Here is a 12,457-nt window from a genome sequence, read left to right on the forward strand (position 1 = left end):
CATGCGCATAACATGCCCCCTCTGCGGCGAGCGCGACCGGCGCGAGTTCTACTACTACGGCGATGCCGTCTATGCCGACCGACCGGCCGCGGATGCCGCGCCGGAGGCCTGGGACGATTACCTGCACCTGCGCGACAACCCGGCGGGGGAGACGCGCGACCTCTGGTATCACGAGATGGGCTGCGCGGCCTGGATCGAGGTCACGCGCAACACCGTGACCCACGAGATCCTCGCGACCCGGCTGGTTGCCGGGCGAGAGGGCAAGAAGGCGGCCGCGAAGGGCAGGGGGAAGAAGGCATGAGGATCGAGGGCAGAGGCCTCGTCGACAGGTCGGCTCCGGTCGGCTTCCGCTTCGATGGCAAGGACTATACCGGCTTTCAGGGCGACACGCTGGCCTCGGCGCTTCTGGCCTCGGGCGTCCGGGTCTTCGGCCGGTCGTTCAAGTACCACCGGCCGCGCGGGGTGATGACCGCGGGTTCGGAGGAGCCGAACGCGCTCGTCACCGTGGGGCGCGGCGCGGGTCAGGTGCCGAACGTGCGCGCCACGCTGCAGGAGATCCACGCCGGGCTCGAGGCGCGGGGGCAGAACTGCTGGCCCTCGCTCGGCTTCGACGTGATGGAGGTGAACGACCTCTTCTCGAACTATCTGAGCGCCGGTTTCTACTACAAGACGTTCATGTGGCCGCGGAAGTTCTGGGAGGCGGTCTACGAGCCGGCGATCCGCCGCGCGGCCGGGCTCGGTGCGCTGTCGCGCCAGTCGAACGACGAGCATTACGAGAAGGCCTTTGCCTTCTGCGATCTCCTCGTGATCGGCTCCGGTCCCGCCGGCCTCATGGCCGCGCGCGAGGCGGCGCGGGGCGGCGCCGAGGTGATCCTCGCCGAGGAGGATCACCGGATGGGCGGGCGGCTTCTCGCCGAGACGCACGAGGTCGGCGGCCAGTCCGGCGCCGGCTGGGCGGCCGCGACCGTGGCCGAGCTCGCGTCGATGCCGAACGTGCGGCTGATGCCGCGGACAAGCGTGATCGGCGTCTATGACAACGGCACCTACGGCGCGCTCGAACGGGTGGGCCTGCATGTCGCGACCCCCGCGGCGGCGCTGCCGCGCGAGTGCTTCTGGCGCATCGTCGCGAAGCGGGCGGTGCTCGCCTCGGGCGCGCATGAGCGCCAGATCGCGTTCTCCAACAATGACCGGCCGGGCGTGATGACGGCGGGCGCGGTGCGGGCCTATCTCAACCGTTGGGGCGTGGCGGCGGGCCAGAATGTCACGATCCTGACCAACAACGACGATGGCTACCGCACCGCGCGCGACCTGATCGCGGCGGGGCTGCACGTCGCGGGCGTGATCGACGCCCGTGACGACGCACCTGCGGCGGGCGACCTGCCGGTCCGGACCGGCGTGCGGGTCATCGACACCGGCGGGCGGATGTCGCTGCGCGAGGTGGTGGTGGCCGACCGGGACGGAAAGGTCTCGCGCATCGTCACCGATTGCCTCGCGGTCTCGGGCGGCTGGAACCCGGCGCTGCATCTCACCTGCCACATGAACGGCCGCCCGACCTGGCGTGAGGACATCGCGGCCTTCGTGCCGAAGCCGGGGATGGTCCCGGGCCTGACGGCGGCGGGGGCGGCGAACGGCACGTTCTCGACGCGGGCCTGCCTTGCCGAGGGAGCGGCGGCGGCGGCCGAAGCGCTCGAGTCGCTGGGGCGGGGCGCGGCGCCGGCCGACCTGCCCGAGGCCGAGGACGGCGCGGTGCGGATTCGCGCCTATTGGGAGGTGCCGGGCGGCAAGCACCGTGCCTGGCTCGACTTCGCCAACGACGTGACGACCAAGGACGTGCGGCTCGCCGCACAGGAGAACTTCGCCTCGGTGGAGCACATGAAGCGCTACACCACGCAAGGCATGGCGCCGGACCAGGGCAAGAACTCCAACGTCGCCGCGCTGGCCGTCCTTGCCGACGCGACCGGCCGGGGCATTCCAGAGACCGGGACCACGACCTTCCGGCCGCCCTATGTGCCGGTCTCTATCGCCGCGATGGGCGCGGGCGGGCAGGGCAAGGGTTTCGCGCCGCAGCGTTTCACCACCTCGCACAAGGCGGCGAGCGAACGCGGCGCGCCGATGATCGAGGCCGGGCTCTGGTACCGCCCCTCCTACTTTCCGCGGCCGGGCGAGGCGACCTGGCGCGACGCCTGCGACCGCGAGGTCCTGATGGTGCGCGACCGGGTCGGGATCTGCGACGTCTCGACCCTGGGCAAGATCGATATCCAGGGGCCGGACGCGGGCCGGTTCCTCGACCTCGTCTATACCAACACCTTCTCGACGCTGAAGCCGGGCCGGGTGCGCTACGGGCTGATGCTGCGCGAGGACGGGCTGGTGCTCGATGACGGCACCACCGCCTGCTGGGGTGAGAACCATTACCTGATGACGACGACGACCGCGGCGGCGGGGCTGGTGATGCGGCATCTCGAATTCGTCCACCAGGCGCATTGCCCGGACTGGGACCTGCGGATGATCTCGGTGACCGAGGCCTGGGCGCAGTTCGCCGTCGCCGGGCCGCTCGCACGCGAGCTTTTGAACTCGGTGCTCGAAACGCCGATCGACGGCGAGGATTTCCCGTTCCTCTCCTGCGGCACCGTGCGGATCATGGGGATCGGGGCGCGGCTCTTCCGGATCTCGTTCTCGGGCGAGCTCGGGTACGAGATCGCGGTGCCGGCGCGCTACGGCGAGGCGCTTTACCGCGACCTCGTGGCGCGGGCGGAGAACCTCGGAGGTGGGGCGTACGGCATGGAGGCCTTGAACGTGCTCCGGATCGAGAAGGGCTTCATCACCCACGCCGAGATCCACGGCCGCACCACCGCCTTCGATATCGGGCTGCAGGGCATGGTCTCGGCGAAGAAGGACTGCGTCGGCAAGGCGGCGAGCCAGCGCGAGGGCCTTGGCGGGCCGGAGCGTGAGCAACTCGTCGGCCTCCGGCCGATCCCGATGTCGCGCCAGATCGGCGCCGGGGCGCATCTTTTCAACGAGGGGGCGGAGCCCGTTTCGGCCAACGATCAGGGCTATGTCACCTCGGTCTGCTATTCGCCGACGATGAAGACCTATCTCGCGCTCGCGTTCCTCAAGGACGGCCGCGCCCGGCATGGTCAGCGGGTCCGGCTGGTGGACCACCTGCGCGGCACCGATGTCGTCTGCGAAGTCATGAACCCCATCTTCTTCGACCCGGAAGGAGGCCGTGCCCGTGCCTAGCCTGATCGAAAAATCCGCCTGTGACGGCCTGCTGCCGGTCTCGGCCGGCGGCGTGACGCTGAGCGAACCCGCGCCGGAGCGGATCACCTCCGTCGCGCCCTTCGCCGGCAAGGAGGCCGCCGCCGGAAAGGCGCTGAAGGCGCTCGGCCTCGGCTGGCCCGGGCCCGGCGCGTCCATCGGGGGCGAGGGGCGGCTCTGCCTCTGGACCGGGCGCGGACAGGCCTTTCTGATCGGCGCCGAGCCGGAGGGACTTGCCGGCATCGCCGCGCTCACCGACCAGAGCGACGCCTGGGCGCGGATGCGGCTCGAGGGCGGGGGGGCGGAGGCGGTGCTGGCGCGGCTGGTGCCGCTCGATCTCGGGGCGGGGGCGTTCCCGGTCGGGCGCGCGGCGCGCTCTGGGCTCGGGCACATGGCGATGATCCTCCACCGGAGCGGCGCGCAGAGCTTCGAGGTCATGGTCTTCCGCTCGATGGCGGCGAGTGCGGTGCATGAGCTGCATCAGGCGATGACGGCGCTCGCCGCCCGCGCCGCGCTCTGAGGCGGGGCCTGTGTCCCTCCGCGCACGACCAGGCGATGGCGTGCGTTCGGATGCTTGAGGCGCAAGCCCGGCGACTGTATTGGGGGCGGGATCGAGGAGTGCCGCCATGCCAGTCTTTCTGACCACCGCCGAGCCGGATTTCGAAACCGCCTTCGCCGCGCTCCTGTCGGCCAAGCGCGAGGATGCGCCGGATGTCGACGCGGCGGTCGCGGCGATCATCGACGACGTGCGGACGCGCGGCGACGCGGCGGTGATCGGGCTGACCTCGAAGTTCGACCGGCTCGACCTCAGCCCGGAGACGCTGGCCTTTACGCAAGACGAGATCTCGGCGGAATGCGCCAAGGTGTCCGACGAGGACCGCGCCGCGCTCGAACTCGCGGCGGAGCGGGTCCGCGCCTATCACGACCGCCAGATGCCCGAGGATGCGCGCTGGACCGATGCGGCGGGGGCCGAGCTTGGCTGGCGCTGGTCGCCGGTCTCGGCGGCGGGGCTCTATGTGCCGGGGGGCTTGGCCTCCTACCCGTCCTCGGTCCTGATGAACGCGATCCCCGCCAAGGTCGCGGGGGTGGAGCGGCTGGTGATCGCCTGCCCGACGCCGGGCGGTGCGGTCAACCCGCTGGTGCTGCTCGCCGCGCGGCTTGCGGGCGTCGATACCGTCTACCGGATCGGCGGCGCGCAGGCGATTGCCGCACTTGCCTACGGCACGGCGACGATCCGGCCGGTGGACAAGATCACCGGGCCGGGCAACGCCTATGTCGCGGCCGCCAAGCGGCGCGTCTTCGGGCGCGTCGGCATCGACATGATCGCCGGGCCGTCGGAGATCCTCGTGATCGCGGACAGGGACAACGACCCGGACTGGATCGCGCTCGACCTTCTCAGCCAGGCCGAGCATGACGAGAGCGCGCAGTCGATCCTCGTGACCGACGATGCGGGGTTCGGTCGGGCGGTGGCGGCGGCGGTCGAGAAGCGGCTCGAGACACTGGAGCGCCGGGCGATCGCCGGGGCGAGCTGGCGCGATTACGGCGCGGTTATCGTGACGCGCGATCTTCACGAGGCGGCGGCGCTGTCGAACCGGGTGGCGCCCGAGCATCTGGAGCTGTGCGTCGCCGACCCCGACGGGCTCGCGGAGCGGATCACCCATGCCGGGGCGATCTTTCTCGGGCGCTGGACGCCGGAGGCGATCGGTGATTACGTCGGCGGGCCGAACCATGTGCTTCCCACGGCGCGGTCGGCGCGGTTCTCGAGCGGGCTTTCGGTGATGGATTTCCTCAAGCGCACGACCATCGCGAAGATGACGCCGGCGGCGCTTGCCGCGATCGGTCCCGCCGCGGAGCGGCTGGCGATCTCGGAAAGCCTCGAGGCGCACGGACTCTCGGTCCGCGCCCGGCTCGACCAGCTGAACCGGAGGGAGGCGCAATGAGCCGCATCTGCCAAATCGAGATCGACGACCGCGGACTGGCGGCGCCGACGCCGGAAGTGGAGCAGGAACGCAAGGTCGCGATCTTCGATCTCCTGGAGGACAATTCCTTCGAGCTGCCGGCGAAGGACGGAGACACGGCGCCCGAGGGGCCCTTCCGGCTTGGTCTGGCGATCCGCGAAAAGCGGCTCGTCTTCGACATCGAGACCGAGAGCGGCGAGAGGGTGGCGGAGTTCCACCTGTCGCTCGGCCCGTTCCGGCAGGTGGTGAAGGACTATTTCCAGATCTGCGAGAGCTATTTCGAGGCGGTCAAGCGCCTGCCGCCCTCCCAGATCGAGGCGATCGACATGGCCCGGCGCGGTATCCACAACGAGGGCGCGCGGGTGTTGCAGGAACGGCTCGAAGGCAAGGCGGAGCTCGACATCGACACGGCGCGGCGGCTCTTCACCCTCATTTGCGTGCTGCACTTCGGAGGGTGAGCTTGGATCGTACGCTGCCGCACTCGGTGCTTTTCTGCTGCGATCACAATGCCGTCCGTTCGCCGATGGCGGAAGGGATGATGAAGAAGTTCTACGGCCATGCCTGCTATGTGCAGTCGGCCGGGGTCCACAACGATCTGGAGGTCGACGGCTTCGCGGTCGCGGTCTGCCAGGAGATTGGCGTGGAGCTGTCGCGCCACCGCTCGCGCAGCTTCGAGGAGATGCAGCAATGGGGCGACGACCTGTCGGGATTCGATCTCGTCGTGGCGCTCTCGCCGGCGAGCCAGCGCCAGGCGCTGGAATTCACCCGCTTCTTCCACCTCGAGGTCGAATACTGGCCGGTGATGGACGCGACTGGAATCGGCGAGACACGCGAGGCCAAGCTCGCCTCCTACCGGCTGGCGCGTGACCAGATCAAAGCCCGGATGATCCGCCGCTTCGGCCCGCCGACGGAACCGCAATAGCCGCAAAGCGGCCGGAAACTGACGCAACGGGGATGGGAAGTCCCCGCCCTGCGCAATATGGTGCGCGCCGCAGCCAATGGAGTGAGACATGACACGCGCCACGATCGAAGCCTATTACGCCGCCTTCAACCGTGGCGACACCGACGCCATGCTCGACACGCTCCATGACGAGTTCGCCCATAACGTGAACGAGGGCGCGACCCGGCTCGGCAAGGAGGCCTTCGCCGACTTCTGCCGCCACATGAGCGAGACCTACAAGGAAGAGCTGACCGACATGGTCGTCTTCTCGAACGAGGACGGCACGCGGGGCGCGGCGGAATTCGTGGTGAACGGCACCTATCTCAAGACCGATCCCGGCCTTCCCGAGGCGCATGGCCAGAAATACGTCCTGCCGGCGGGCGGGTTCTTCTCGCTGAAGGAAGGCAAGATCACCCGCGTGACGACTTATTACAACCTCCAGGACTGGATCCGGCAGGTCTCCGCATGACAATAGAGGTTCTTGTCCTCGAGGACGACGCGCTCGAGGCGGCACTCGACGACGTGGCGAAGCTCCGGATCGCGGTATTCCGCGACTGGCCCTATCTCTATGACGGCGATCTCGGCTACGAGAAGCGCTACCTCAAGACCTATCGCCACAGCCCCAACGCGATCCTCGTCGGCGCCTTCGACGGCAGCCGGCTGGTCGGCGCCTCCACCGGCACGCCGATGGAGGAGCATGGCGATGAATTCGGCGCGGCCTTCACCGGGACAGGGATTCGCCTGACGGACATCTTCTACTGCGCCGAATCGGTGCTGCTGCCGGACTATCGCGGCCGCGGGCTCGGCCATGCCTTCTTCGATGCGCGCGAGGCGCATGCCCGCAAGCTCGGCCGCAGCCATTCGGCCTTCTGCCGGGTTGTGCGACCTGAGGATCACCCGCTCCATCCGGCGAGCTACCGGCCGCTCGACGCTTTCTGGCGCAAGCGCGGCTACGCGCCGCTCGAAGGGGCGGTGGCCGAGTATTCCTGGAAGGACATCGGCGAGGCGGAGCCGACCACGAAGCCGATGCAGTTCTGGATCCGAGAGCTCTGAGACCGACGGGAGAGAGACCATGAAAGTCGCCGCCGCCGCCTATCCGCTTGACTGGTTCGACGACTGGTCGACCTACGAGGCCAAGATCTCCGCCTGGGTCGCCGAGGCGGCGGGGCAGGGGGCAGAGCTTCTGGTCTTCCCGGAATATGCGGCGATGGAACTCGCCTCGCTCGGCGGCCAGGCGGTCGCGGGCGACATCGCCGGCGCGCTGGTCGAGGTGGACCGGCACCGACCGGCGGCGGAGGCGCTGCATGCCTGCCTTGCAGCCGCGCACGGGGTCCATATCCTCGCGGCCTCGGGCCCGGCCTTCGGCCTTGCCCATGCGGGCGGGCGCCCGGTGAACCGCGCCAGCTTCTTCGGTCCGAACGGCCTTCTTGGCCATCAGGACAAGGCGATGATGACCCGCTGGGAACGCGACGGCTGGCATGTCGTGCCGGGCGACGGGCTGCAGGTCTTCGACACCGCGCTCGGCCGGATCGGTATCCTGATCTGCTACGACAGCGAGTTCCCGTTGCTGGGCCGGGCGCTTGCCGAGGCGGGTGTCGAGATCCTGCTCGTGCCCTCCGCGACGGAGACGCTCGCGGGCTTCACCCGTGTCCGGGTCGGCGCCATGGCCCGCGCGCTCGAAAACCAGCTCGTCGCGGTGCATGCGCCGATCGTCGGTGTCGCGCACTGGTGCTACGGGATGGAGGAGAACACCGGCGCTGCCTCGATCTACGGCCCGCCAGATCACGGCTTTCCCGCGACCGGCATCCTCGCCGAAGGCACGTTCGGCCAGCCGGGCTGGACCTATGCCGAGGTCTCGCGCGAAGCCATCGCGGCGGTCCGCGCCGATGGCGGCGTCTTGAACCTCAGCCACTGGCCCGAGCAGCTTTCCCAGCTACACAAGGTTGCAGTCCGGGCCGAAACCTGAGATTGCGCTTGAAATCGCGCGCCATCGGGCGCAATTAGTGCGCGCCCGGCGTGGACCCGGGCGGAACAACTATGGAGTGACCATGGCCAAGGAAGAAGGTCTCGAATTCCCGGGCGTCGTCAAGGAACTCCTGCCGAACGCGACGTTCAGGGTCGAGCTGGAAAACGGCCATGAGATCATCGCGACGATGGCAGGCAAGATGCGCAAGAACCGCATCCGCGTTCTCGCCGGCGACAAGGTTCAGGTGACGATGACGCCCTATGACCTGAGCAAGGGGCGGATCAATTACCGCTTCAAGTAAGGTGCGCCCGCGCCTCATTCTCGGCTCGGCCAGCCCGCGCCGGAAGGATCTTTTGGCGCAGCTCGGCCTAGAGCCGGACGAGATCCGCACGCCCGATATCGACGAAACCCCTCTGAACGGCGAACTGCCGCAGCCCTACTGCGCCCGCATGGCGCGGCAGAAGGCCGAGGCGCTGCCCGCCAGCGCCGACGAGGTCGTGCTCTGCGCCGACACCACCGTGGCGCTCGGCCGCCGGATCCTCGGCAAGCCCGTGAGCGCGGGCGAGGCGGCGGAGTTCCTGCTGAAGCTCTCGGGCCGGCGCCACCGCGTGATCACCGCCGTGGCGGTCAAGCGCGGCGACCGGCTCTGGGAGCGCGCGGTGGAGACCGTGGTGAAGGTGAAGCCACTGTCGGACATGGAGATCAACGCCTATCTTGCCTCCGGCGAATGGCAGGGCAAGGCCGGAGCCTACGGCATCCAGGGCCGGTTCGGCGCCTTCATTCCCTGGCTTCAGGGCTCGTTTACCGGGGTGGTCGGCCTGCCGGTCGCGGAGACCGCGCATCTCCTGGAAGCCGCCGGGATCGACATATACGGAGTGGACGCATGAAGGGCCGGGTCGTCGTTCTCGGGACGTATCGCGGCCGCGAGGCCGCGGCGCTGGTCGTCGACGGGCGGCTCGAGGACCTGCTCGTCGAGGCCGCCGACGAGGTGGATTTTGCGCCCGGCGCGATCCTGCGCGGCACCGTCGACCGGCAGATGAAGGGGCAGGGCGGCGTCTTCGTGCGCCTGCCGGGTACCCGAGGCTTTCTGCGCGAGACCGGGGGCCTGTCCTCCGGGCAGCAGATCCTCGTTCAGGTCGCGGGCCACGCCGAGCCGGGCAAGGCCCTGCCGGTGTCGACGCGGCTTCTGTTCAAGAGCCGGCTCGCTATCGTCACGCCCGCCGCGCCCGGCCTCAACGTCTCGCGGCGGATCCGCGATGCCGAGGAACGCGCGCGGCTCGAGGAGATTGCGGCCCTAGCAATGGCCGGTTCAACATCGGGCCTGATCCTTCGTTCGGCCGCCGAGGGGTCGGAGGCAGAGGAAATAGCCGCCGATATCGCCGAGATGCGGGAACTGGCCGAAGCCGTGCTGGCCGACGTGAGCGGCGCGCCGGAGCTTCTGGTCGATGCGCCGGGCCCACATGAGGAGGCCTGGCGCGACTGGTCCGACCCGGCGCCGGACGAGATCGCCGAGGGTGCGGACGCCTTCGCGCGCCACGGAGTCGAGGAGATGATCGACGCGCTTCTGACGCCCGTCGTGTTGCTGTCGGGCAGCGCGCACATGGCGATCGAGCCGACCCGGGCGCTGATCGCGGTCGACGTGAACACCGGCGCCGACACCTCGCCCGCGGCCGGCCTCAAGGCCAATATCGCCGCCGCTCGCGAACTGCCGCGGCAATTGCGGCTGCGCGGGCTTGGCGGCCAGGTCACGGTTGATTTCGCGCCGATGCCGAAGCGCGACCGCGCCACGCTCGACCAGCAGCTGCGCGCGGCCTTCAAGGGCGAAGCGGCCGAGACGAGCCTCGCGGGCTGGACGCCGCTCGGCAATTTCGAAATCCAGCGCAAGCGAGATCGGCGCCCTCTGGCGGCGCTTCTCGGGGAAGGCGCGGAATGAGCTGCCCGATCTGCGGCAAGGAGACGGACCCGAAGTACCGGCCGTTCTGCTCGAAGCGCTGCGCCGACGTCGATCTCGGCCGGTGGCTGACGGGGGCCTATGCGATTCCCGGCGAAGACGACGATGTTCCGGGCGACGAAGAACTGCCGGAACGGCGACCGCATTGATGGGCGGGCGCCGCTCGCTCCGCCGCTGCGGGGGGCGACGAAAGGCGCTGGACATATGCCTTGCCGACGGTCACTTTTTCGGTGAATCCCTCTGGACAGCCACGCGGCACTCGCCTAAGAACGCCGGGCCGGGCGGTAACGCCCCCGGTGCCCAGATAGCTCAGTTGGTAGAGCAGCGGATTGAAAATCCGCGTGTCGCTGGTTCGATTCCGGCTCTGGGCACCACTTTATCAAGCTATTGATATAGGACGATTTTGGAGAACGGCTCCAGTTGAATCCCCCGATCTGTCGACCCTTGCAAAGGCGATGGGCGAGGATTCGGGATGTTGGCCGTTCGATAGGTTACGAGCCGCTTCACAGAGAATCTCAGACCAGTGAGCGACGCACGCCGTAGGATATCCGGCAGTCTTAGTGTGTCTGCGGGCAGGCGCGGAAATGGCCGCTGATTCCGGATAGAAGCGGAAACTTGCTGCAGCTGCGACACCCGGGGCGAAACTTCTGGGAAAACAGGCATCAATGGCGAAGGCATAGTTCGAAGGGACTCTGTGAAAGTTCAGTCATTCCGAACATTCTCTATCTACCCCACTCACCATCTGAAGGTGTCGCGTGAGAGCGAGAAGTGATCTGAATCCAGCCTGAAGGTAACACAACGGTCGCACGCACGCCAATGTTGACAGGTAGTCAAACGCCGCGGAGCAGGGCCCGCTGACCGACATTGCGGGCTTCGCGATCTGGGCCTCGGTCTCGGAGGAGGTGGACGCGAAGATCCGCGACCAGATCAAGGCGGGGACCTTCCCGGTTCGCCTCAAGCCCGAGGACTGGCAGTCGGGCAGCATCAACTGGCTTCTCGACGTCATTGCGCCGGACCGCGCCACGACGGGCCGGGTGATCGCCAACTTCCGTCAGGTGGTGAAGGAAGGCGAGCTCAGGATGCATCCCCATATCGGCGGGCTTGTGGAACCTGAGATGCTGGAGAAGATGGGCGCATCTCAAACCAAGGGAGAATGACGATGGCCGATATTGTCTGGCTGAGTGTTGCGCCGCAGAAATCAGAGCTTTCGGCGCGGTTTGATATGGAGGACAGGGTCGTTCCGCCGTTGGAGCGGTCGAAAAACGCGATGTTCCACAGAGGCGGAGGGCATCTTGATCCTGACCTCCTCCCACAGCGGGCCGTCGAGCAACTTCCCAAGGCAACACGCATTTCGCACCTGTTCATGGTGAACGGGTTCCTTTGCATGACCGAAAAGGCTGCGACGGTACTGCGCCAGCACGATCTGGGCGGCGGTGGACTTTATCCGCTCGAGCTGTTTCGGCACGACGGGGTGACGCCGGTCCCGGGCCCCTTTTGGGCGCTGAATTTCGGGCAGAAGAAGTCAGCCGTTAACGCTGCCGAAAGCACCGGTATCGATGGGCCCTATCCGGACGGCAAATGCCACCCAAAGTTCTGGATCAAGGATGACGAGCTTGCCGTTGGTGCTGCCGCGCTGGAGGGGGCTGATATTTGGGGGGACTCTCGCTCGGAGATCGGCTTCTTCGTCAGCCCAAAACTCGGCGCGGCGCTCCATAAGGCGGGCCTTGCCAAGGTCTTTCACCTGGTGCGTTGCCGCATCGTCTGACAGTTTACGGATCATATACCCATGGGCACTAACGGCTATTCGATTTTCGGGTTTGAAGTTCAGCATATCATCCCGCAAAAAGCATTCGACTTCTTCGAACCGCAGCTCGCGGCCCTGGGCATAAAGATAAACAGCGTCGGCAACCTGATGGCGCTGTTTTCAAATCCTGATACCGCGAATGCGTTCGGTGCAGCGGGTTTCGGTGTACGAGATGCACTCAGTGCCGCCGGCTGGGGCTTCAATTCGCATGATGCCTGGTTGGGACGTCAGGGCGGCTCTGTTGCACAAATCGGCTGATGGCCGAGATTCCCCTATCCCCGGGCAGACTCATCCCTCGGCTTCAGTGACAGGTATGCCGAGCGCAGTGTAGCGGTTCAGGATGGCGATGCGGACGTGGAGCTCCGCAACCTGGCGGTCAAAGTCCCGCGCCATGAGCCGCTGGCCCAGCAGTTTCACGCAGTGCATCTTCGTTTCGACGCGGCTCCGGCGGTGGTTTCCGCTCCATCGTCGCCAGAGCGCGCGGCCGAGGTATTTCGAGGCGCGCAATGCTTCGTTTCTTGCGACCGCCCCGGCGGTGACAGTCTTCCACGGCTTGGCATTCTTCCGTGGTGGGATGACGGCC

General features: G+C 67.7%; 17 protein-coding genes and 1 tRNA gene. 17 read left to right on the top strand and 1 reads right to left on the bottom strand.

What is annotated here, in order from left to right:
- The first annotated feature begins 1 nt into the window (after position 1).
- The 17 genes from OEZ60_RS20030 (at position 2) to OEZ60_RS20110 (ending at position 12,132) form a co-directional block, all read left to right on the top strand.
- Positions 2–301, top strand: a complete 300-nt coding sequence (locus OEZ60_RS20030; RefSeq protein ID WP_263340178.1) for a sarcosine oxidase subunit delta — start codon at positions 2–4, stop codon at positions 299–301.
- A complete protein-coding gene (locus tag OEZ60_RS20035) occupies positions 298–3,237 on the top strand; it encodes a sarcosine oxidase subunit alpha family protein (RefSeq protein WP_263340180.1) in 2,940 nt (979 codons plus the stop codon). The genes OEZ60_RS20030 and OEZ60_RS20035 overlap by 4 nt, the downstream gene beginning before the upstream one ends.
- Positions 3,230–3,775 carry a sarcosine oxidase subunit gamma gene (locus OEZ60_RS20040; RefSeq protein WP_263340182.1) on the top strand — a complete coding sequence of 182 codons (546 nt, stop codon included), beginning with the start codon at positions 3,230–3,232 and terminating at the stop codon, positions 3,773–3,775. The genes OEZ60_RS20035 and OEZ60_RS20040 overlap by 8 nt, the downstream gene beginning before the upstream one ends.
- Positions 3,776–3,881: 106 nt before the next feature.
- Positions 3,882–5,195, top strand: a complete 1,314-nt coding sequence (hisD, locus tag OEZ60_RS20045; RefSeq protein ID WP_263340185.1) for a histidinol dehydrogenase — start codon at positions 3,882–3,884, stop codon at positions 5,193–5,195.
- Positions 5,192–5,671: a UPF0262 family protein gene (locus tag OEZ60_RS20050; protein WP_263340187.1), complete on the top strand. Its 480-nt coding sequence runs from the start codon at positions 5,192–5,194 to the stop codon at positions 5,669–5,671. The genes hisD and OEZ60_RS20050 overlap by 4 nt, the downstream gene beginning before the upstream one ends.
- Before the next feature lie 65 nt (positions 5,672–5,736).
- On the top strand, positions 5,737–6,135 hold the full coding sequence (locus OEZ60_RS20055) for an arsenate-mycothiol transferase ArsC (protein WP_411709825.1): 399 nt from the start codon (positions 5,737–5,739) through the stop codon (positions 6,133–6,135).
- Between the two features lie 88 nt (positions 6,136–6,223).
- Entirely contained in the window at positions 6,224–6,622 is a 399-nt protein-coding gene (locus OEZ60_RS20060; RefSeq protein ID WP_263340193.1) for a ketosteroid isomerase-related protein, read from the top strand.
- The gene (locus tag OEZ60_RS20065; protein WP_263340195.1) at positions 6,619–7,206 is read left to right on the top strand and encodes a GNAT family N-acetyltransferase; all 588 of its coding nucleotides are present in this window, start codon (positions 6,619–6,621) and stop codon (positions 7,204–7,206) included. Before OEZ60_RS20060 ends, OEZ60_RS20065 begins: the two co-directional genes overlap by 4 nt.
- A 19-nt stretch (positions 7,207–7,225) precedes the next feature.
- On the top strand, positions 7,226–8,119 hold the full coding sequence (locus OEZ60_RS20070) for a carbon-nitrogen hydrolase family protein (protein WP_263340197.1): 894 nt from the start codon (positions 7,226–7,228) through the stop codon (positions 8,117–8,119).
- A gap of 82 nt (positions 8,120–8,201) precedes the next feature.
- Positions 8,202–8,420 (top strand): translation initiation factor IF-1, encoded by a 219-nt coding sequence (infA, locus tag OEZ60_RS20075; RefSeq protein ID WP_263340199.1) that lies wholly within the window; start codon positions 8,202–8,204, stop codon positions 8,418–8,420.
- A 1-nt stretch (position 8,421) separates the two neighbouring features.
- Positions 8,422–9,006: a Maf family protein gene (locus tag OEZ60_RS20080; protein ID WP_263340203.1), complete on the top strand. Its 585-nt coding sequence runs from the start codon at positions 8,422–8,424 to the stop codon at positions 9,004–9,006.
- A complete protein-coding gene (locus OEZ60_RS20085; RefSeq protein ID WP_263340206.1) occupies positions 9,003–10,052 on the top strand; it encodes a ribonuclease E/G in 1,050 nt (349 codons plus the stop codon). Before OEZ60_RS20080 ends, OEZ60_RS20085 begins: the two co-directional genes overlap by 4 nt.
- Positions 10,049–10,219: a DNA gyrase inhibitor YacG gene (locus OEZ60_RS20090; protein ID WP_263340209.1), complete on the top strand. Its 171-nt coding sequence runs from the start codon at positions 10,049–10,051 to the stop codon at positions 10,217–10,219. The genes OEZ60_RS20085 and OEZ60_RS20090 overlap by 4 nt, the downstream gene beginning before the upstream one ends.
- 149 nt (positions 10,220–10,368) lie before the next feature.
- Positions 10,369–10,444: transfer RNA gene (locus OEZ60_RS20095), tRNA-Phe, on the top strand.
- Between the two features lie 504 nt (positions 10,445–10,948).
- Complete coding sequence (locus tag OEZ60_RS20100; RefSeq protein ID WP_263340218.1) at positions 10,949–11,227, top strand: toxin-activating lysine-acyltransferase; 279 nt, start codon at positions 10,949–10,951, stop codon at positions 11,225–11,227.
- A gap of 2 nt (positions 11,228–11,229) precedes the next feature.
- Positions 11,230–11,835 carry a hypothetical protein gene (locus OEZ60_RS20105; RefSeq protein WP_263340212.1) on the top strand — a complete coding sequence of 202 codons (606 nt, stop codon included), beginning with the start codon at positions 11,230–11,232 and terminating at the stop codon, positions 11,833–11,835.
- Positions 11,836–11,856: 21 nt separating this feature from the next.
- Complete coding sequence (locus OEZ60_RS20110; protein WP_263340214.1) at positions 11,857–12,132, top strand: hypothetical protein; 276 nt, start codon at positions 11,857–11,859, stop codon at positions 12,130–12,132.
- Positions 12,133–12,162: 30 nt separating this feature from the next.
- Here OEZ60_RS20110 and OEZ60_RS20115 read toward each other — a convergent pair.
- A partial coding sequence (locus OEZ60_RS20115; RefSeq protein WP_411709824.1) for a transposase occupies positions 12,163–12,457 on the bottom strand: 295 nt, incomplete at its 5' end.

The sequence above is a fragment of the Albidovulum salinarum genome (assembly GCF_025673475.1).
Lineage (GTDB): Bacteria > Pseudomonadota > Alphaproteobacteria > Rhodobacterales > Rhodobacteraceae > Albidovulum > Albidovulum salinarum.